Here is a 20512-nt window from a genome sequence, read left to right as displayed (position 1 = left end):
ATGCCATCCGCCCGCCTATCGTCGGGGATGCGGAACCGGCTGGGGGGTGGGCGATGGCGTGGAACGGCGGCCCCGGTGGACGGCGGATGGCGGCCCGGACGGTGGCGCTGGCGGTCGTCGGCCTGGTGGCGGGGGTGGCGGCGCCGGGCGCTGCCGGGGAGGCGGCGGGGTTCGTCGCGTGGAACCTGGTGCTGGTCGCACCGGCGGTCCTGATCGGCATCGGGCTGACCGCGGCGGTCACCGCCATGGGAGCGATGCCGGCGCTGGCCGCGGCGTTCCGCGGGCGCCCCTGGCGCATGATCGTCGCCGCCTCGGCGGCCGGTGCGGTGACGCCGGTCTGCGGCCTCACGGTCCTGCCGGTGGTCGCCGGCCTGCTCGCCGGCGGCGTGCCGTTGGCGCCGGTGATGGCGTTCTGGCTGTCCTCGCCGGTCACCGATCCCGGCATGCTGGCGGTCACGGCGGCGACCCTCGGGGCCCCCTTCGCCCTGGCGAAGGCGGGCGCGGCGGTGGGCATCGGCCTGCTCGGCGGGGGGGTGACCCGGCTTCTCGCCCGCAGGGGCGCGCTGCGCGCGCCCCTGCGCGGTGGCCGGTGGGCCGGCATGGGCGGCGGCGACGCGTGCGGTCCGGAGGGCCCGCGGACCTTCGCATGGCGCGTCTGGGCGCAGCCGGCGCGGCGCGCCGTCTTCGCCGCGACGTTCCTTGCCACCGCGCGGCCGTTGGTGCCGTGGCTGGCCCTGGCCTTCCTGGCCGAGTTCGCGCTGCGGGGGCTGTTGCCCGGCGACGCGATCGCGCCCCTCGTCGGGCGCGACACCGCCTGGGCGGTGCCGCTGGCCGCCGTCGTCGGCGCGCCGATCTATCTCGACGGCTACGCGGCCCTTCCCCTGGTCCGCGGCCTGATGGACGCCGGCATGGCGCCCGGCGCGGCCCTGGCCTTCCTGGTCGCCGGCGGCATCGTCAGCGCCTGGGCGGCCGTTCCCGTGTTCGCCCTGGTCCGCCTGCCGGTGTTCCTCCTCTACCTTGTGCTGGCGGTGGGCGGGTCGATGCTCGCGGGATGGGCGGCGGCGCCGTTCCTCGCCGGGCCGCCGGCCGGGCTATCCGGCGGCACCGGCGGGAAAGCGGTCGCGGCTGCGGTTGCACAGGGCGACCAGCGACAGCATGACCGGCACCTCCACCAGCACGCCCACCACGGTCGCCAGCGCGGCGCCCGATTGCAGGCCGAACAGGCTGATGGCGACCGCCACCGCCAGCTCGAAGAAGTTGGAGGTGCCGATCAGCGCCGACGGGGCGGCGATGGCGAAGGGCACCCGCCACGCCCACGCCCAGGCGTAGGCGATGGCGAAGATGCCGTAGCTCTGGATCACCAGGGGCACGGCGATCAGCAGGATGAGGAGCGGCTGGGCGATGATGGTCTCGCCCTGGAAGCCGAACAGCAGGACGATGGTCGCCAGCAGGCCGACGACGGTCCAGGGCTTGAGGCGGCCGGTGAAGCGCTCCACCGCGGCCGCGCCGCCCGCGGCGACCAGCGAGCGGCGCGTCAGGTAGCCGGCGGCCAGCGGGATGACGATGTAGAGCACCACCGACCACAGCAGCGTGGCCCACGGCACGATCACGTCGGTGACGCCCAGCAGCAGGGCGACGATGGGGGCGAAGGCGAAGACCATGACCAGGTCGTTCACCGACACCTGGACCAGCGTGTAGGTGGCGTCGCCGCGGGTGAGCTGGCTCCACACGAAGACCATGGCGGTGCAGGGGGCCGCACCCAGCAGGATCATGCCGGCGATGTAGGCCTTGGCGTCGGCCGGGTCGACGAGGCCGCGGAACAGCCCCTCGAAGAACAGCAGACCCAGCGCCGCCATGGTGAAGGGCTTGATCAGCCAGTTCACCACCAGGGTGATGACCAGCCCCTTGGGCCGGTCGCCGACGTGGGCCAGCGACGCGAAGTCGACGTTGACCATCATCGGGTAGATCATCACCCAGATCAGCACGGCGACGACCATGTTGACGTTGGCGACCTCCAGCGCGGCCAGCCCCTCGAACAGGCCGGGCAACGCCAGCCCCAGCAGGATGCCGCCGGCGATGCACAGGGCCACCCACAGGCTGAGGAAGCGTTCGAACACGCCCATCGGGGAACCGGCCGCTTGGCGGGCGGTGATGTCGCAGTGCGCGGACATGGGCAGGGACTCCGTTCGTGACGTCAATCGGCGTGGGGCACGGCGACGTGGCGCATGGCGGCATCGGGCGCGGCGGACGGGGCCGTCACGGCGGGAGTGCCGCCGTCGCGCGCCGTGGGCAGGAGGAGCGACAGCAGGAAGGACGCGGCCACCAGGGCGGACGCGACGAGCAGGCAGCCGACGATGCCGCCCGCCTGGTAGGACAGGCCGGACAGCAGCGAGCCGGTCAGCCGGCCGCCGGCGTTGGCCATGTAGTAGAAGCCGACGTTCAGCGCCACCTTGTCGGCGTCGGTGTAGGCCAGGATCAGGTAGGAGTGGACCGAGGAGTTGACGGCGAAGACGACGCCGAACAGCCCGAGCCCCACCATGACGCTCAGGCCCGGGTCGGCGCCGGCGGCCAGCGCCGCGGCGAGGAGGGCCGGCAGCAAGGCCAGCGCCAGCGCCCACAGGCGCGCCGCCCGCACCTCGCTCGACACCCCGTCGGGGGAGCGCTTGACGACTCCCGGTGCGGCGGCCTGGACGACGCCGTAGCCGATCACCCAGGCCGCCAGGAAGCCGCCGACCTCGGCGAAGCTCCAGCCGAGCCGGTCGTAGAGGAAGATCGGCACGCCGACCACGAACCACACGTCGCGCGCGCCGAACAGGAAGAAGCGCGCCGCCGACAGCACGTTCACCGCGCGGGTCTTCGACAGGATCTGGGTGAACTTGACCGTCTTCTTCGACCGGCCGAGGTCGCCCCGCAGCAGCAGCACCGCCGCCAGCAGGACCAGCGCGAGCCCGCCGGCCATGGCCCACAGCCCGTGCCGGAAGCCCAGGGTCGACAGCAGGAGGCCGCCGAGGAAGAAGCCGACGCCCTTCAGCGCGTTCTTCGACCCGGTCAGCACCGCCACCCAGCGGAAGAGCGCGCCGGCCTGGCCTTCGGGCACCACCACCTTGATGGCGCTCTTGGACGACATCTTGGTGAGGTCCTTGGCGATGCCGGCCAGCCCCTGCGCCGCCACCACGTAGGCGACCGAGAGCGCCAGGGTCCACGCCGGGTCGACCGCCGACAGCATGGTCAGCGCCGTGATCTGCAGGGCGAGCCCGGCGAACAGGGTGAGGCGCAGCCCGAAGCGCGCGCCGATCCATCCCCCCACCAGGTTGGTGACGACGCCGAAGAACTCGTAGAGGACGAACAGGAAGGCGAGCTGGAAGGGCGTGTAGCCCAGCGTGTTGAAGTGCAGCAGCACCAGCATGCGCAGGGCGCCGTCGGTGAGGGTGAACCCCCAGTAGGCGGCGGTGACGATGGCGTAGTCGCGCAAGGCCCCCCGGGCTCCCGTGCCCCCCATGGCCTCAGCCCTCCAGCGACCGGGCGACCTTGGCGGTCAGCTCGGCGAGGCGGTGGGCGTAGCCCATCTCGTTGTCGTACCAGGCGATCACCTTCACCTGCGTGCCGTCCACCACCAGGGTGGAAAGGGCGTCGACGATGGCCGAGCGCGGGTCGGAGCGGTAGTCGACGGAGACCAGCGGCCGCTCCTCGTAGCCGAGGATGCCGGCGAGCGGGCCGGCGGCGGCCGCCTTGAACAGGGCGTTGACCTCCTCGGCGGTGGTCGGCCGGGCCACCTCGAACACCGCGTCGGTGATGGAGGCGTTGAGCAGCGGCACGCGCACCGCCATGCCGTTGAGCTTGCCCTTCAGCTCGGGGTAGATGAGCGCGATGGCGGTGGCCGATCCCGTCGAGGTGGGGATCAGGGAGGCGAGGGCGGAGCGGGCGCGCCGCAGGTCCTTGTGCGGGGCGTCGACGATCACCTGGGTGTTGGTGACGTCGTGGATGGTGGTGACGACGCCGTGGCGGATGCCCAGCGCCTCGTGCACCACCCGGACCACGGGGGCGAGGCAGTTGGTGGTGCAGGAGGCGGCGGTGACGAGATCGTGCTCCGCCGGGTCGTAGAGGTGGTCGTTGATGCCCATGACGACGTTGAGGGCGCCCGGCGTCTTGACCGGGGCGGCGACCACGACCTTCCGCCCGCCGTTCTCGAAATGGGGCCGGTTGGCGTCGGTGGTGACGAATTTGCCGGAGCTTTCGATCACCACCGCGACGCCGAGCTCGCGCCACGGGATGTCGGCGGGGCGGGCGTGCTCCGAGACGCCGACGCGGCGGCCGTCGACGACGATGTGGCCGTCCCCGGCCGCGACCGGCACCGGCCAGCGCCCGTGCACGCTGTCGAACTCCAGGAGGTGGGCCGCGGCCGCGGGCCCGCCCTTCACCTCGTTGATGTGGACGATCTCGACGTCCGTCCGGCCCTGCGCGGCACGGAACGCCAGGCGTCCCATGCGGCCGAACCCGTTGATGCCGACGCGCACCGTCATGCCCGTTGTCCTATTGCCTCGCGACAGGGTGGTTCAGTTCGCGGCCTGCGGTCGCCGACCGTTCGGCGGGCAGCACGCATCGTTCGCGGACGGCGCCGTGTCGCCGAGGATGCCGCACAGCTCCGGATGACCGTCGCAGCAGTCGTGCAGGAGGAAGCCCATCAGCTCCTTCATCGCCGGCAGATCGGCGCTGTAGATGATGGACCGCCCCTCCCGCCGCGACGTCACCAGCCCGGCGTGGCTGAGCTGGGAAAGGTGGAAGGACAGCGTCGCCGGCTGCACGCCCAGCCGCTCGGCGATCTCCCCGGCGGCAAGCCCCTCCGGGCCGGACCGCACCAGCAGACGGAGAACGGTGAGGCGGGACTCCTGTGCCAGCGCGGCGAGCGCGGCTATGGCCTGTTTCTGTTCCATGGTTTGACCATTATCAAAATGACCGGCGCAAGTCAACGTGGCGGTGCCCGCGGCGAGGCCTTTGAACCGGCCCAGCGTTGTCCGACGGCGAGGACGGCACCGAGAGCGCCATCTGGCGGTGGTCGGTGGCAACGAAGTGCCGTTTTCCGCCTCGCGGCGGATCCGGTCGAAAGCGTCAACGCTTCCCCCGACCCGACCGCCGTCGAAAACAACACGGGTCCGCCGCGGCCTGAACCGCTCCGGGTTTCCCGGAGGCGATTTTGCCTGAGTCACGCCGCCATGGCGACGGCCTCGGCCTGAGCATAGTAGCGCGCCTCGGCTTCGGCGGGAGGAATGTTTCCGATGGGCTCGAGGAGGCGCCGGTGGTTGAACCAGTCCACCCATTCCAGGGTGGCGAACTCGACGGCTTCCAGGGTGCGCCACGGTCAACAACCTCTTCCACCTCCGCCGCGACCACCGCCCCCCTCCGAGTTCCGCGCCGCCCGTGCACAGGCCCTCGCCACCTGGGGCCGAGGCTGCCGGCGCACCGCTGGCCCCGTGATCGCCCCGGTCCCCGGGCGTCCGTGGGCAACTCGCACCCTTTCGAACCGCCAGGATCAACAAGTTGACGGTGCCCCCGCGATGAGGGATTTGGCCGTCTCTGAGCGTGTTCGGCAACAGTCCGCGTCATGCGACGGACGCGGCCTGCCGCTTGATCTCCTGCACGAAGGACTGGACCAGCGCCCGCTGGGCGTCGTTGCTGCGCGTCACCACGAAATGCTGGGACGCGAAGTTGTAGGTCGCCGGCTTGAGGGCCCGCATCTGCCCGCGCTCCGCCCACGTGTCGCCGATGTGCCGGGGTAGGAAGCCGATGAAACGCCCGGACAGGATCATCATCATCTGCGCCTCCATGTGGATGACCGTTCCGGACGGGCGTGGGTGGTTGGCGCGGTAGAGATCGTCGAAGTGGCGGTAGCCGCGCACCGAGAACGCCGACTCCTCGATCGCCGACCGTTCGATGGCCGCGTCGGGGATCTCGAACAGGGGATGCCCGCGGCCGCAGTAGAGGGCGTGCGCCTCCCGGTGGATCGGCAGGTAGGTCAGGCCCGGCACCTTCTGCGACATGGGGCCGACGACGACGTCCCGCGCCCCCTCGGCGACGGCGCTTTCCAGCTCCCCGGGCGTTCCCTGAACCAGATCGACGAACACGTCCGGGGCGTACGCGCAGTAGCGGGCCAGGGCCCCGTGGATGCCCAGCGCCGGAGAGGTGACGACGCCGTCGACGACGCCGAGGCGCAGGCGTCCGGTCAGCGTCCCGCGGTCGCGGCCGATCCGCGTCTCGAAGGCGTCGATCGCGGCGAACAGCCGCTTGGCGGCGTCATAGGTCGCCTCCCCGAACTCCGTCAGCCGGAAGCCGCGGCGGCCGCGCTCGCAGAGCGTGGCGCCGAGCTTGCGTTCCAGGGCCGCCAGATGGGTGCTCAGCGTCGACTGCGACAGGTTGAGCGCGATCTGCGCGTCGGCGAACCCGCCGGAATCGGCCAGCGCCACGAAGACGCGCAGCAAGCGCAGGTCGATGTTGTCCAGGCGCCTCATGCCGGGCCTATCCGCTCGTTCGACCGCATCACACGCATGACCCTCGTCACATCGATAATTTTCGATGAGTCCGTCCATTAAATCGGATTTTTCTCGATGTAAAGGCCGGTCATCATCGAAGTCCGCCTGCTCCAGCGAAGAGGGTTCCCGATGCTCCCCGTCCGTCGACTTGCGGCCGCCGTCCTCCTTCTCGGCACCGTCTCCGCACCGGCGCTCGCCGCCGACACCATCCGCGTGCTGGCGCCCACCTGGCCCGGCTTCGCGCCCGTCCTCGTGGCCATGGACAAGGGCTACTTCAAGGATCTCGGGCTCGACGTGGAGATGAAGTTCGAGGACGACCGGGCGAACGTCATGGCGGCGATGGCGCGCGGCGACATCGAGGTCGACATGCGCACCGTCGGCGAACACCAGGGCCGTCCGCGCGACGCCTCCACCCCCGGCGTCATCATCGGGACGATCGACAAGTCGGTCGGCGGCGACGGCGTCATCGCCGACGGGTCGATCGCCAGCGTGGCCGACCTGCGCGGCAAGACCGTCGCCGTCGAGCCCAACATCCCGGCGCGCCTGCTGCTCCAGCTCGCGCTGAAGAAGGCGGGCCTCTCCCTGAACGACCTGAAGACGGTGGAGATCGCAACGGCCGACACGGCGGCGGTCTTCGCCGACACCGCCATCGCCGCGGTCGGCACCTACCAGCCGTTCCTCTCGCAGGCCCTGACGGTCTCTCCCGCCCGCAAGGGCAAGATCCTGCTGTCCTCCGCGGACTCCGAGATCATCGTCGACGTGATCACCGCGCGCCAGGACGACCTCGGGAAGAATCCCAAGAAGTACCAGAACTTCCTGGCGGGCATCTACCGGGCGGTCGCCTTCTACCAGAGCAACCCGGCCGAGTTCATCAAGCTCGCGGCCCCGCATTACAACCTCAGTGAGGCGGAGGTGAAGGAGATCATCGACACGAGCCTCGTCTACACGCCGCTCGCCGAGGCCAAGGCGTTGATCGGCGCCCCCGGCCAGCCCGGCCGGCTCTACGGCATCTTCGACACCGTCATGCAGCTCAACGTCGAGAACGGCGCCGCCGACGCGCCGCTTCCCGCCGCCGGCCAGATCGACCCGTCCGTGGTGGCCGCGGTCGGGCCCGTGGCCCCATGACGGCGGTGGCCGACGTGTCGCCGGAACCCCGCGCCGCCGCCGGCCCGCCGGGATCCCGGCGGGCTGTGGCCCGGCCCCGGCGGCCCTCCCTGTGGACCTTCCGCGGCGCGCTGCCGCGGCGGGCGCAGGTCGGGATCGGGGTGGGGACGAGCGTGGTGCTGCTCCTCGCCTGGGAGGCGGTGGCCCGGGCGGGCCTCGTCAACACCACCTTCCTGCCGGCGCCGAGCGCCGTGCTGGAGGCCATGCTGCGGATGGTGCAGAAGCAGAACCTGGTGTACCACACCGGGGTCTCGACGCTGCGCGTCTGGGTGGCCTTTGCCATCGCCGCCGCGATGGCGGTCCCCATCGGCATCCTGATGAGCAGCTACCGCGCGGTCGGTGCGGCGCTCGAGCCGATCGTCGACTTCATCCGCTACCTGCCGGTGCCGGCGCTGGTGCCGCTCTCCATCATCTGGTTCGGCGTCGGCGAGAGCACCAAGCTGTACCTGCTCTGGCTCGGCACCTTCTTCCAGCTCGTCCTGCTCGTCGCCGACGACATGCGGCGGGTGCCGCACGAATACGTGGAGATCGCCCACACCCTGGGCGCCAACACCCGCCAGGTCCTGCGCGACGTGGCGTTCCGCGCCATGCTGCCGGGACTGGTCGACAACCTGCGCATCACGCTCGGCTGGTGCTGGACCTACCTGATCATCGCCGAGATCGTCGCCGCCGACAGCGGCATCGGCTTCGTCATCTGGACTGCCCGGCGCTACATGAAGACGCCGGAGGTCATGGCCGGCGTGGTGGTGATCGGCGTCATCGGGCTGGTCACCGACCAACTCCTGCGCGCCCTGCACCGGCGCGCCTTCCGCTACCTGTGAGGGTTCCCATGACCGAGCCCTACCTCGCCTTCGACGGCGTCACCAAGCGGTTCGGCGCCCTCGACGTGGTCGCCCAGCCCTTCGACCTCGCCATCGCCCGCAACCAGTTCGTCGTGTTCCTCGGGCCGTCCGGCTGCGGCAAGACCACCCTGATGCGCATGATCGGCGGGCTCGACACGCCCTCGACCGGCGAGATCCGCCTGGAGGGTGAGCCGCTGGGCGGTCCCGATCACCGCCGCGGCATGGTCTTCCAATCCTACTCCTCCTTCCCCTGGCTGACCGTCGCCGAGAACGTCCATTTCGGCATGCGCTACCGCAAGGACCTGAGCGAGGCGGAGAAGCGGGTCCGCCGCGACCGCTACCTCGACCTCGTCGGCCTTTACGAGTTCTCCGACGCCTATCCCAACAAGGTGTCGGGCGGCATGCGCCAACGCGTGGCGATCGCGCGCACGCTCGCCGCCGGCTCCGACGTGCTGCTGATGGACGAGCCGTTCGGGGCCCTCGACGCCCAGCGCCGCGAGCGCCTGCAGGTCGAGCTGCGCGGCATCCAGCGGCGCGACACCAAGACCGTGGTCTTCGTCACCCACGACGTCGAGGAGGCGGTGTTCCTGGCCGACCGGGTCATCGTCTTCTCCAAGCGGCCGGCCCGCACGATGGCGGACATCGACATCACCGCGGAACTCGGCGACGAGCGCCCGCTGGAGCTGCGCGACAGCCCGGAGTTCTTCGCCCTGCGCAACCGGGTGCTGCACCTGCTGCGCGACGCCGCGGGAGACGAGGAATGACGGCCTCCGGTTTCATCGGCCTCCGCTTCGACGGCCGGCGGGTGCTGGTCACCGGGGCCAGCCGCGGCATCGGCTTCGGCGTCGCCCGCGCCTTCGCCGAGGCCGGCGCCGACCTGCACGTCGCCGCCGAGGACGCCGTTGTCCACACCGCCGCGGCGGCGCTGGGTGCGACCGCCCATCGGGTCGACATCACCGACGGCGCCGCGGTCGCCGCCATGGCGGAGCGCGTCGGGGCGGTCGACGTGCTGGTCAACAACGCCGGCCTGGAGCTCATGACGCCGCTGGACGACGCCAGCGCCGAGAACGAGGCGGCCTTCCGGCGGATCGTCGAGATCAACGTCGTCGGCACCTTCCTCGTCACCCGCGCCGTGGTGCCGCGGATGCCGGCCGGCGGCGCCGTCGTCAACACCGCCTCCATCTGGGGCCGGGTGGCGGAGCCGCTGTTCGCCGCCTACGTCGCCTCGAAGCACGCGGTGATCGGGCTCACCAAGACCTGGGCCAAGGAGCTGGGCCCCCGCGGCATCCGGGTCAACGCCGTGTGCCCCGGCTGGGTGCGCACCGAGGCGTCGATGCGCTCGCTGCGCCGCATGGCCGAGCGCTCCGGACGCGACGAGGCGGAGCTGCTGGACGCCATCGTCGCCGGCCAGGCGCTGCCCGGCCTCATGGAGCCGCCGGACATGGCGGGGCCGTACCTGTTCCTTGCTTCGGGGATGGCCGCCGACATCACCGGCCAGAGCCTCGGGGCCGACCGCGGGGAAGTGCCATGGTGAACGGACTGGACGGCCGACGCGCGCTCGTCACCGGGGCGGCGAGCGGCATCGGCCGCGCGGCGCTGGAGGCGTTGCGCGCCGCCGGCGCGCATACGGTTGGGCTCGACCGCGTGCCGGGAGCGGGGGGCGACGCCGACTGGGTCGTCGCCGACCTGACGGACGAGGGCCAAGTGATCGCGGCGGTGGCGCGCGCGGCGGAACGGCTGGGCGGCATCGACGTGCTCGTCAACTGCGCCGGCATCGAGGTGGAGGCGCCCCTGCGCACCGTCGCCATCGCCGACATCGACCGCATGTACGCGGTGAACGTCCGCGGCCCCATCCTGGTGGCGCGCGAGGCCCTGAAGGCGATGAAGCCCGGCGGGCGGATCGTCAACATCGCCTCGGAGCTCGCCTACCTCGGCCGGCAGGGGGCGTCCGGCTACTGCGCGACCAAGGGGGCGATGCTCTCCCTCACGCGCTCCTGGGCGCGCGAGCTGGCGCCCAACATCCTGGTCAACGCCGTCGCCCCCGGCCCCGTCGACACGCCGCTCCTGGGGTTCGAGCGCATGACGCCGGCCCAGCGGGCGATCGAGACCGCCAACCCCATGGGCCGGATCGGCCGCCCGGAGGAGGTCGCGGCCGCGATCCTCTTCCTGGCCTCCCCCGCCGCGAGCTTCACCACCGGGCAATGCATCAGCGTCGACGGCGGCGCGGCGATGCACTGAGAAGGACGAGAACCCATGGACGACAGCGTCTGCATGGCCGAGCTGAGCTGGCCGGCGTTCGCCGCCAAGGTGCGGGAGGGCGCGATCGTCTTCCTGCCGCTCGGCGCCACCGAACAGCACGGCCCCCACATGGCGATGAACGTGGACGTGGTGCTGCCCACCGCCGTGTGCGAGCGGGTGGCCCGCAACGTCGGCGGCCTCGTCGCCCCGACGATCCCCTACGGCTACAAGTCGCAGCCGCGCTCGGGCGGCGGCGAGGCCTTCCCCGGGACCACCAGCCTCGACGCCAACACCTTCGCGCTGGTGGTGCGCGACGTGGTCCGCGGCCTCGGGCACAACGGCGTGCGCCGGCTGGTGCTGGTGAACGGCCATTTCGAGAACGCCTGGCCGGCGGTCGAGGGCCTCGACCTTGGGCTGCGGGAGCTGCGGCGCGACGGCATCCCGGACATGCAGGCGATGCGCCTGGAATACTGGGACTTCGTCGGGCGCGACACCCTCGACGCCCTGTTTCCCGAGGGTTTTCCCGGCACCGAGCTGGAGCACGCGAGCCTGCTCGAGACGTCGCTGATGCTCCACCTGCGCCCGGAGCTCGTCGACATGGGCAAGGTGCCGTCCGACGGCCCGGCCCGCTTCCCGACCTACGACCGCCATCCCGTTCCGAAGGACTTCGTGCCCGCGTCGGGCGTCCTGGCGCGCGCCCAGGGCTCCTCGGCCGACAAGGGGGCGCTCCTTCTCAACGATCACGTCGCGCGGATCACCCAGGCGGTCCGCAGCGAATTCGGAGTGTGACAAGAGTCATGACCAGCACCAGCGATTTCCAGCCTCTCGATTCCGGCGCCGTCCCGCGGTTCGCCGGCATGCCCACCTTCATGCGCCTTCCCGTCGCCAGGCCGGAGGAGGTCGACGTGGCGCTGGTCGGCGTGCCCTTCGACGGCGGCACCACGAACCGCCCCGGCACCCGCCACGGGCCGCGCGAGGTCCGCAACCAGTCGAGCATCGTGCGCCGCGTCCACCACGTCACCGGCGTCTCGCCCTTCGACCTCGTGCGCGTCGGCGACTGCGGCGATGCGCCGGTCAACCCGCTCGACCTCATGGAGAGCCTGGAGCTGCTCTCCGGCCATTTCGCCGGCGTGCGCCGGGCCGGCGCCGTCCCGCTGACGGTCGGCGGCGACCATCTGATCACGCTGCCGGTCCTGCGCGGGCTGGTCGCCGACGGGCCGGTCGGGCTCATCCACTTCGACGCCCATTCCGACACGTACGACAGCTTCTTCGGCAACCGCTACAACCACGGCACACCCTTCCGGCGGGCGATCGAGGAGGGGCTGCTCGATCCCAGACGGATGGTGCAGATCGGCTTGCGCGGTGCCATCTCCGACGCTGCCAACTTCGACTTCGCCAAGGCGGCCGGCATCCGCCAGATCTTCATCGAGGAGTTCGTGGAGCGCGGGCCCAAGGAGGTGATGGCGGAGGCGCGCGCCATCGTCGGCGACCGGCCGACCTACGTCTCCTTCGACATCGACGTCCTCGACCCCTGCTTCGCGCCCGGCACCGGCACGCCGGAGATCGGCGGTCTGACGACGCGCGAAGCGCAGGCGATGGTCCGGTTGCTGCGCGGCCTGAACCTCGTCGGCGTCGACCTCGTGGAGGTGTCCCCGCCCTTCGATCCCTCCGCCGGGACCGCCATCACCGCCGCGACCCTGATGTTCGAGCTGTTGTGTGTCCTGGCCGAGAGCGTGGCGAAGACCAGGGCCGCATCCTGATGCCGAAGCGGCGTTTCCCGTGCACGCCACGCCTGCCTAGGATCTGAGCGTTTGCCTACGGGGCTTGGGCAAAGGAGCGGCAAACCCGTACGCCGGCGCCCAAATCCTGAACCTAATTCAAGTTACTTTCCTGGCACGCAAGTTGCGTGAATGGGCGTAAGCGCCGGCAAGGCGCCAAGCCCATTCCGAACAGGAGAGTGCCCGTGTCCCCCTCCCCGATTGTCCGCCTGACGAGGGCTGCGGCGGTGGTCCTCACCGGCGTCGCCGCCTTCGCCTCCCAGGCCGTTGCCGACCAGCTCGCCGACATCAAGGCGAAGAAGGAGATCGTCATCGGCACCGAGGCCCAGTTTCCGCCCTTCGAGTATCTCGAAGACGGCAAGATCGTGGGATACGCGAGCGACCTGCTGAAGCTGGTCGCGGCCGACCTTCCCGGCGTGACCCTGAAGCAGCTCGACGTGCCCTGGCCGGCCATCCTGCCGGGGCTGAGCGCCGGCAAGTTCGACTTCATCGTCACCTCCGTGACCATCACCAAGGAACGCACGGAGAAGTACGCCTTCACCGTTCCGATCGCCGAGGCGACGGTCGCCCTGGTGAAGCGCAAGGGCGACACCTCCATCACCAAGCCCGAGGACATCGCCGGCAAGGTGGTCGGCTCGCAGACTGCGTCGGCGCAGCTCAAGGCACTGCAGGCGTTCGACGAGAAGCTGCGCGGCAGCGGCGGCGGTGTCGCCGAGATCAAGGAGTACGTCAGCTTCGACGAGGCGTACGCCGACCTTGCCGCGGGCCGCGTCGCCGCCGTGTCGCAGGCGCTGTCCAACCTGGCCCCGCTCGTCAAGGCGCGCGGCGACCTGTTCGAGATCGTCGGGCCGACCATCGGGCCCAAGACCTACTACGCCTGGTGCGGCCGCAAGGACCCGGAGAGCGCGTCGCTGGTGAAGGTGTTCAGCGACGGCATCGCCAAGGCCAACCGCTCCGGCCAGCTCGCCGAACTCCAGAAGAAGTGGTTCGGCTTCACCATGGAGCTGTCGGCCGACGCCGTGCCCGAGCCGACCATGTGATCCGGCGCCGCCCGCCGTCGAGGACCCGCCGATGTTCGATCCCGCCATCGTCCTTCCCCATCTGCCGACGCTGATCGAAGGCGCCGGGATCACGTTCGCGGTCTCGATCCTGGCGATCCTGCTGGGTCTGCCGTGCGGGCTGGCGCTGTGCTTCCTGCGCCAGTCCGCCCGCCGGCCGGTGGGCCGGGCCGCGGCCCTCTACATCAGCTTCTTCCGGGGCACGCCGCTGCTGGTGCAGCTCCTGCTCTTCTTCTACGTGCCGCCGGCTTACGGGGTCGAGCTGCCGGCCTACGTCACGGCCGTGGCGGTCCTGACCATGAACACCACGGCTTTCCAGGCCGAGATCTTCCGGGGCGGCCTGCAGACGATCCCGCCGGGACAGGTGGAGGCCGCCCGCATGCTGGGTTTCTCGTGGGGGCAGGTGCGCCGGCGCATCCTGGTGCCGCAGATGCTGCGCGTCACCCTGCCGGCCCTGACCAACGAGGCCATCGACATCCTGAAGAACTCCTCGCTCGTGTCGGTGATCGCCGTCTCCGAGCTGCTGCGGCGGGGACGCCAGGTCGCCGCCGCCACCTACCATCCGCTGGAGGCCTACGCGGCGACCGGGCTCATCTACCTGCTGCTGGTCTGCGTCGTCGCCTACGCCGGACGGCGGGCCAGCTGCCTTGTCGGCGTCGCCCGGTGAGCGCCATGTTCGACCAGTCCGTCATCCTGCGCTTCGCGGACCGCTTCCTGGACGGGTTCCTCACCACCGCCTGGATCTGCGCCGTCTCGCTCGCCGCCGGCATCGCGCTGGGACTCGCCGTGTTCCTCGTGCGGCGCATCCCGCTGGCGCCGGCCCGCTGGTTCTACGAAGGGTACGTCGGGCTGCTGCGCGGCACGCCGTTCCTGATCCAGGTGTTCATCCTCTATTACGGCGGGCCCGGCTTCGGCATCCGGCTGAGCGCCACGACCACCGCGCTCGTCGGGCTGAGCGTCTACGGCAGCGCCTATTTCGCCGAGATCTTCCGGGCCGGCTTCGAGGCGGTGCCGCGCGGCCAGGTGGAGGCCGCCCGCATGCTGGGCATCGACCGCGGCCAGATCCTGCGCCACATCGAGCTGCCGCAGATGGCGGCGCTGATCCTGCCGCCCTCGGTCAACCAGTGCATCATCCTGATCAAGGAATCCGCCGTCCTGTCGGTGATCACCGTGCCGGAACTGACGACCGTCACCACGCGCGTCGTGTCGGAGACCTTCGAGTTCGCCGGCCCGTACCTGCTGCTCGCGCTTCTCTACTGGCTGCTCGTCGAGGCGACGGCGCGGGGCGGGCGCCGGCTGGAACGCGCGACCGGCCGCCATCTGCCGAACCACAAGGGCTGACCCCATGACCGTGACCCAGGCCACCAAGCCCGTCGTCCTCAGCCTGCGGGGCGTCTGCAAGCGCTTCGGCGACCACACCGTCATCGACGGCGTCGACCTCGACGTCCACCGGTCCGAGGTCATCTGCATCATCGGCCCGTCCGGCTCGGGCAAGAGCACGCTCCTGCGCTGCATGAACTTCCTGGAGGCCTACGACGGCGGCGACGTTCTCATCAACGGGCGGCTGCTCGGCTACTCGCAGGACGCCCGGGGGAACCGGGTGCGCGACCGCGACGTCACCATCGACGAGGTGCGGCACGGCGTCGGCATGGTGTTCCAGCACTTCAACCTCTGGCCCCACATGACGGCGCTGGAGAACGTCACCGCCGCACTCCGCCTGGTGAAGCACGTGCCGCGCGCCGAGGCCGACGCGCTGGGCAACGCCATGCTCGTCAAGGTCGGTCTCGCCGGCAAGGCCGGCCAGTACCCGGCGCGCCTGTCGGGCGGGCAGCAGCAGCGCGTCGCCATCGCCCGCGCGCTCGCCATGCAGCCCTCCATCCTGCTCTTCGACGAGCCGACCTCCGCCCTCGACCCCGAGCTGGTGGGCGAGGTGCTGCAGGTCATGCGCGACCTCGCGGCCGAGGGCATGACCATGGTCGTCGTCACCCACGAGATGGGCTTCGCCGCCGAGGTGGCCGACCGCGTCGTCTTCATGGACGCCGGCCGCATCGTCGAGCAGGGGACGCCCGCCCGCCTCTTCGGGGCGCCGTCGCACCCGCGCCTGCGCCAGTTCCTGGAAACCTGGCGAAGCCGCAACGCCGGCTTCACCACCCTGATGGAGCGCGCCTCCGGCACGCTCTGACCATCCATCGAAACCGCTGGAAAGGAAGGACCGGACCATGTCCGCCGCATCCCTCGTCACCATTCCCGCCCGCCAGGGCAAGGCCGCGTTCGTCGCCAAGGGCCAGCTCATCAAGGTCGTCAACACCCACGGCGAGCAGGTGGTCGACACCTGGGCGTTCAGCCGCGCCGACCTCAAGGAGTTCATGTCGAACGAGCACACCCGCGCCCACATCCTCAAGATCATCCCCAAGGTCGGCGACGTGCTGCTGACCAACCGCCGCCGTCCGATCCTGACCCTGCTGGAGGACACCTCGGGCGGCATCCACGACACGCTGATCGCCGCCTGCGACCGTTACCGGTACGAGCTGCTGGGCTGCCAGGGCCATCATGACAACTGCACCGACAACCTCGCCGCCGGACTGGGTGCGCTGGGCCTCACCCCGCCGGAGACGCCGAGCCCATTGAACCTGTTCATGAACATCCCCGTAGCCGGCGACAACAGCCTGTCGTTCGAGCCGCCGCCCGCCCCGGTCGAGGGCGGCCATGTGGTGCTGCGCGCCGAGATGGACCTGGTGATCGCGTTCTCCGCCTGTCCGCAGGACGTGCTGCCGATCAACGGCAAGGCGTGCTCGCCGACCGATGCCCACTTCGCCGTCTACGACGCCTGAGTGGCGGTGAGCCCGATGACCATGACTCAAGCCTGCCGGCGCGTGGCCGAGGCGGTGGCCGCGGACACGCTCTGGGATCGTCTCGGGACGCTGGCCGCTATCGGCGCCACGCCGGCGGGCGGGGTCGACCGCCAGGCCCTCACCGCGGGCGACGCCGAGGCCCGGCGCGCACTGCTCGCCTGGGCCGCGGCGGCGGGGCTCGCCGCCTCCCAGGACCGCGCGGGGAACCTGTTCTTCCGGCGCTCCGGTGCTGAGGACACCGCCCCGGTGCTGACCGGCAGCCATCTCGACACCCAGCCGGACGGCGGCCGCTTCGACGGCGCCTACGGCGTGGTCGCCGGGCTGGCGGTTCTGGAGGCGCTGGAGCGTGCCGGTGTGCGCACCCGCCGCCCGGTCGAGCTGGCGGTGTGGAACAACGAAGAGGGTTGCCGCTTCGCGCCCGGCGCCATGGGGTCGGCGGCCTTCGCCGGCCGCCTGGACCTGGCGGCGGTGCTCGGCACGACCGACCGCGACGGGGTGACGCTCGGCGCCGCCCTCGACGCGCTGTTCGCCGCCTTTCCCGAGGTGCCCATGCGCTCCGGGGAAAGCCCGCCGGTGCACGCCTTCGTCGAGGTGCACATCGAGCAAGGACCGGTCCTGGAACAGGCCGGCCGCACCATCGGGATCGTGACCGGCATCCAGGGCGTGCGCTGGTTCGAGGTGACCGTCACCGGCGCTCCGGGGCATGCCGGCACCACCCCGCGCAGCGCCCGGCGCGACGCGCTCCTGCCGGCCGTGGCGCTGATCGCAGAGCTCGACGGGCTGTGCCGGGACGCCACCGACACCACGCGCTTCACGGTGGGGCGGATCGCGGCGGAGCCCGGCTCCGTCAACGCGATCCCCGGTCGTGTGGTGTTCACGATCGACCTGCGCCATCCCGATGAGGCCGAGCTGGACCGGCTGGAGGACGCCGTCCGGCGCGTCTGCGGGCCGGCCGGGGGCGCCGGCGCCGTCGCGGTGGAGGTCCGGCGCACCCAGGCGATCGCCCCCACCGCTTTTCCGTCGTGGCTCACTGGGATGGTGGAACGCCATGCCCGCGGCCTCGACCTGCCCGTGCTGGCGCTGCCGTCGGGGGCGTTCCACGATTCCCTGAACCTCGCCGCGGTGTGCCCGACGGCGATGGTGTTCGTGCCCTGCCGCGAGGGCATCAGCCACAATCCGGCCGAGAGCGCCACGCCCGGGGACCTCGCGGCGGGTGCCCGCGTGCTGGCGGCGACCCTGGCCGAACTGGCCGGTCCTCTGGCGGAGTGAGCCCACCCGCCCGCGATCCCTCCCATCCCGATCCTCGACCCCGCGATGCGGGCGTTGTAGAAGTGTCGCCCGTTTCTCTTCACCCAGGGACCGCCGTCCTCTCCGGTGCCATCATGATCTTCGACCCGCCCGCCCCGCCGCCTCCCTCGACCCAGCCGCTGCCTGGGGCCGCGCCATGAGCGGCGAGCTCACGCCGTCCGACATCCGGATCGGGGTCAAGCTGCGCCATGCCCGTCTCGTCAGGGGCATGCGCATCAGCGACGTGGCGCGCCTCGTCGGCTGTTCCGAGAGCCTGATCTCCAAGCTGGAGAACGACAAGGCGCGGCCGTCCTTCGTGATGCTGCACAAGCTGGTGTCGGCGCTGGGCACCAACATCGGCCACCTATTCGCCGACTCCGACGACGGCGCGGGCCCGGTGGTCCGGGCGGGACAGCGCCCTATCATCGTCACCGACCCGCGACGCCAGGGTGCCGGCATCCGCTTGGAGCGGCTGGTGCCCTACGCCGAAGGGCACATGCTCCAGGCGAACATCCACATCATCGATCCCGGCGGCGGCAGCGACGGCGAGATCGAGCACGACGGGGAGGAGGTCGGCTACGTGCTGGAGGGGGCGCTGGAACTGACCATTGACGGCCAGACCTACACTCTGGCCGCGGGCGATTCCTTCGTCTTCCGTTCCAACCTCAAGCATGGCTACCGCAATCCCGGCGAGGGTGTGACGCGCGTCCTGTGGGTGAACACACCCCCGACCTTCTGACGCCGGCGCTCCGACCAACTCGCGCACCCCGTCCCACAGCAGCGTGATGCCCACGTGAAGGCGTTGGTGCGAAAACCGTCGGCTTGGGGATCGAGACGGACTGCGGGTAAAGGACCGGCCCCCGCTGGAGCCGAGAGCCGGATGCCGTACAAGGCCAACGAGAGCCGTCGTCACAAGATCCCGAAGGCGCGCTACCGTGTCGAGAACTGGGCGGTTTACGATGCGGCGCTGCGCCGGCGGGGTGACCTGACCATCTGGGTGACGCCCGAGGCGATCGCGGCATGGACGCCGCCCGCCACGGGCCGACGTGGCCGGCCGGGGCGCTACTCGGACTTGGCAATCGAAGCCGGGCTGATGCTGCGCTTGGCGTTCGGACGGCCGTGGCGGCAGACCGAGGGTTTGCTGGGCTCGCTCATGCGCCTGCTTGGCCTGGAACTGCCGGTCCCCGATCACACGACGTTTTCCCGGCGCAGTGCCAACCTGGAGGTGGCGTCGGCCCTGGCGGCGACGGGCGGGCCGGTCACCGTGGTCATCGATTCCACGGGCCTGAAGGTGTTCGGCAAGGGCGAGTGGCACCAGGAAAAGTACGGCGGCACGACGCGCCGGAGCTGGAGAAAACTTCATCTGGCGGTCAATCCCGATACGGGCAAGGTTCTCGCCTCGGAACTGACGGGCAACGAGGAGGGGGACGCCTCCCTGGTCGGGCCGCTGCTCGACAAGATCGCCCGCCCGATCGGCGCGGTCATCGCGGACGGCGCGTACGACGGCGAGCCCGTCTATCGCGCCGTTGCCGACCGTGCGCCGGAGGCCGAGGTGATCATCCCGCCGCGCGCGACCGCCGTGCCGAGCGACACCGCCGAGACCGATCCCACCCGGCGCGACCGCCACATCCGGATGATCAAGGAGCGCGGGCGTCTTGGCCGGCAACGCGCGGTCCAGTACGGCCGCAGATCGCTGGTTGAGGTGGCGATGCTCAGGTACAAGGTTCTGATCGGACGCTGCCTGCGCGCTCGGACTCTGCCAGCGCAGAAGGCTGAGGTCCGGGCCGCCTGCGTCGTCATCAACCGGATGACCAGCCTCGGCCTCCCGGCCTCCCGGAAGGTCGCCTGACCGCCACTCCGGAGAGGAGAATTCCGCCCACAAGCCGAATTGTGCACTGAACCGCGCCGGGTTTGTCGGAGGCCCTGTTTCCTGAGAGGATGGGGTCATCATGACGAAGCAGACATCACCCAAATTCGCCCCTGAAGTCCGCGAGCGTGCGGTACGGATGGTCTTCGAGCACGCCGGGGAGCACGCCTCGCAGTGGGCGGCGATCAGTTCGATCGCGGCGAAGATCGGCTGCAATCCCGAAACGCTGCGGAACTGGGTGCGGCAGGCCGAGCGCGACCAGGGCAAGCGGCCCGGCCCGACGACAGACGAGCGGGAGCGGATCAAGGCGCTGGAGCGCGAGGTTCGGGAACTGCGCCAGGCCAATGAGATCCTGCGCAAGGCGTCGGCGTATTTTGCCCAGGCGGAGCTCGACCGCCCATTCCGGAAATGATCGCCTTCATCGACGAGCATCGCGGTGTCCACGGGGTCGAGCCGATCTGCAAGGTTCTGCCGATCGCCCCGTCCACCTACCACGCTCATGCCGCCCGTCGGGCCGATCCGTCCAAGGCGCCGGCCCGCTCGCGAAGCGACGCCGAGCTGGGGTTGGCTATCCGGCGGATCTGGGATGCGAACTTCCAGGTCTATGGGGTGCGCAAAGTGTGGCGGCAGTTGCGCCGGGAGGGCATCGACGTGGCGCGCTGCACGGTGGCTCGGCTGATGCGGCAAATGGGTCTGAGGGGAGCGATGCGCGGCAAGGCGGTGCGCACGACGATCAGCGACCGGGCGGCGCCGTGCCCGGCTGATCGGGTAAACCGCCAGTTCCGGGCGCCCCGCCCGAATGCCTTGTGGGTGGCGGATTTCACGTACGGTGCGCCTCGACCCGGATGGTCCGGGGTGCGTATGTCTGGAATGCTGAAGAGAAAGGAGGAACGGAACGAACG

20 protein-coding genes, 3 pseudogenes and 1 other annotated feature are annotated in these 20512 nt (G+C 70.9%); of the genes and pseudogenes, 17 read left to right on the top strand and 6 right to left on the bottom strand.

From position 1 onward, the window contains the following. Positions 1-53 precede the first annotated feature (53 nt). Positions 54-1040, top strand: a pseudogene (locus tag ACSBPG_RS30570) (permease); the annotation flags it as partial. Between the two features lie 51 nt (positions 1041-1091). Here ACSBPG_RS30570 and arsB read toward each other — a convergent pair. The 6 genes and pseudogenes from arsB to ACSBPG_RS30540 all read right to left on the bottom strand — a co-directional run bounded on the left by arsB (position 1092) and on the right by ACSBPG_RS30540 (position 6503). Next, entirely contained in the window at positions 1092-2171 is a 1080-nt protein-coding gene (arsB, locus tag ACSBPG_RS30565) for an ACR3 family arsenite efflux transporter (RefSeq protein WP_435541039.1), read from the bottom strand. A gap of 23 nt (positions 2172-2194) precedes the next feature. Then, a complete protein-coding gene (gene arsJ / locus ACSBPG_RS30560) occupies positions 2195-3499 on the bottom strand; it encodes an organoarsenical effux MFS transporter ArsJ (protein ID WP_435541038.1) in 1305 nt (434 codons plus the stop codon). Between the two features lie 4 nt (positions 3500-3503). Next, positions 3504-4520: an ArsJ-associated glyceraldehyde-3-phosphate dehydrogenase gene (locus tag ACSBPG_RS30555; protein ID WP_435541037.1), complete on the bottom strand. Its 1017-nt coding sequence runs from the start codon at positions 4518-4520 to the stop codon at positions 3504-3506. Between the two features lie 33 nt (positions 4521-4553). Then, entirely contained in the window at positions 4554-4931 is a 378-nt protein-coding gene (locus ACSBPG_RS30550; RefSeq protein ID WP_435541036.1) for an ArsR/SmtB family transcription factor, read from the bottom strand. 269 nt (positions 4932-5200) lie between these two features. Further along, a pseudogene (locus ACSBPG_RS30545) lies at positions 5201-5356 on the bottom strand (IS3 family transposase); the annotation flags it as partial. 241 nt (positions 5357-5597) lie between these two features. After that, a complete protein-coding gene (locus tag ACSBPG_RS30540) occupies positions 5598-6503 on the bottom strand; it encodes a LysR family transcriptional regulator (protein ID WP_435541035.1) in 906 nt (301 codons plus the stop codon). Positions 6504-6653: 150 nt separating this feature from the next. On the opposite strand from ACSBPG_RS30540, the gene ACSBPG_RS30535 reads away from it, so the two are divergent. From ACSBPG_RS30535 to ACSBPG_RS30460, 16 genes and pseudogenes are all read left to right on the top strand, one after another. Continuing rightward, complete coding sequence (locus tag ACSBPG_RS30535; RefSeq protein WP_435541034.1) at positions 6654-7649, top strand: ABC transporter substrate-binding protein; 996 nt, start codon at positions 6654-6656, stop codon at positions 7647-7649. 65 nt (positions 7650-7714) lie between these two features. Next, complete coding sequence (locus ACSBPG_RS30530; protein ID WP_435541033.1) at positions 7715-8509, top strand: ABC transporter permease; 795 nt, start codon at positions 7715-7717, stop codon at positions 8507-8509. An 8-nt stretch (positions 8510-8517) separates the two neighbouring features. Then, positions 8518-9294 carry an ABC transporter ATP-binding protein gene (locus ACSBPG_RS30525; protein WP_435541032.1) on the top strand — a complete coding sequence of 259 codons (777 nt, stop codon included), beginning with the start codon at positions 8518-8520 and terminating at the stop codon, positions 9292-9294. Next, on the top strand, positions 9291-10064 hold the full coding sequence (locus tag ACSBPG_RS30520) for an SDR family NAD(P)-dependent oxidoreductase (RefSeq protein WP_435541031.1): 774 nt from the start codon (positions 9291-9293) through the stop codon (positions 10062-10064). Before ACSBPG_RS30525 ends, ACSBPG_RS30520 begins: the two co-directional genes overlap by 4 nt. Then, positions 10058-10768: an SDR family NAD(P)-dependent oxidoreductase gene (locus ACSBPG_RS30515; protein ID WP_435541030.1), complete on the top strand. Its 711-nt coding sequence runs from the start codon at positions 10058-10060 to the stop codon at positions 10766-10768. Before ACSBPG_RS30520 ends, ACSBPG_RS30515 begins: the two co-directional genes overlap by 7 nt. A 15-nt stretch (positions 10769-10783) precedes the next feature. Continuing rightward, on the top strand, positions 10784-11557 hold the full coding sequence (locus ACSBPG_RS30510) for a creatininase (RefSeq protein WP_435541029.1): 774 nt from the start codon (positions 10784-10786) through the stop codon (positions 11555-11557). An 8-nt stretch (positions 11558-11565) separates the two neighbouring features. Continuing rightward, a complete protein-coding gene (gene speB, locus ACSBPG_RS30505; protein WP_435541028.1) occupies positions 11566-12528 on the top strand; it encodes an agmatinase in 963 nt (320 codons plus the stop codon). 203 nt (positions 12529-12731) lie between these two features. Continuing rightward, the gene (locus ACSBPG_RS30500) at positions 12732-13586 is read left to right on the top strand and encodes a transporter substrate-binding domain-containing protein (RefSeq protein ID WP_435541027.1); all 855 of its coding nucleotides are present in this window, start codon (positions 12732-12734) and stop codon (positions 13584-13586) included. 31 nt (positions 13587-13617) lie between these two features. After that, positions 13618-14271: an amino acid ABC transporter permease gene (locus ACSBPG_RS30495; RefSeq protein ID WP_435541026.1), complete on the top strand. Its 654-nt coding sequence runs from the start codon at positions 13618-13620 to the stop codon at positions 14269-14271. A gap of 5 nt (positions 14272-14276) precedes the next feature. Then, positions 14277-14945 carry an amino acid ABC transporter permease gene (locus ACSBPG_RS30490; RefSeq protein WP_435541025.1) on the top strand — a complete coding sequence of 223 codons (669 nt, stop codon included), beginning with the start codon at positions 14277-14279 and terminating at the stop codon, positions 14943-14945. Positions 14946-14949: 4 nt separating this feature from the next. Then, positions 14950-15786: an amino acid ABC transporter ATP-binding protein gene (locus tag ACSBPG_RS30485; RefSeq protein WP_435541024.1), complete on the top strand. Its 837-nt coding sequence runs from the start codon at positions 14950-14952 to the stop codon at positions 15784-15786. 37 nt (positions 15787-15823) lie between these two features. Further along, the gene (locus tag ACSBPG_RS30480; protein WP_435541023.1) at positions 15824-16435 is read left to right on the top strand and encodes a DUF1989 domain-containing protein; all 612 of its coding nucleotides are present in this window, start codon (positions 15824-15826) and stop codon (positions 16433-16435) included. Positions 16436-16450: 15 nt separating this feature from the next. Beyond that, positions 16451-17725 carry a M20 family metallo-hydrolase gene (locus ACSBPG_RS30475; protein WP_435541022.1) on the top strand — a complete coding sequence of 425 codons (1275 nt, stop codon included), beginning with the start codon at positions 16451-16453 and terminating at the stop codon, positions 17723-17725. 175 nt (positions 17726-17900) lie between these two features. Then, positions 17901-18482: a cupin domain-containing protein gene (locus ACSBPG_RS30470; RefSeq protein WP_435541021.1), complete on the top strand. Its 582-nt coding sequence runs from the start codon at positions 17901-17903 to the stop codon at positions 18480-18482. 141 nt (positions 18483-18623) lie between these two features. Continuing rightward, positions 18624-19592, top strand: coding sequence for an IS5 family transposase (locus tag ACSBPG_RS30465; protein WP_435541020.1), 969 nt, complete (start codon positions 18624-18626; stop codon positions 19590-19592). Between the two features lie 100 nt (positions 19593-19692). Continuing rightward, positions 19693-20512: pseudogene (locus ACSBPG_RS30460) on the top strand (IS3 family transposase); the annotation flags it as partial. Continuing rightward, positions 19977-20093, top strand: a sequence feature (AL1L pseudoknot). (Overlaps the previous pseudogene by 117 nt.)

Source organism: Azospirillum sp. ST 5-10 (genome assembly GCF_051225715.1).
In the GTDB taxonomy this organism is placed as follows: Bacteria; Pseudomonadota; Alphaproteobacteria; order Azospirillales; family Azospirillaceae; genus Azospirillum.
This window is presented reverse-complemented; position numbering and strand designations above follow the sequence as displayed.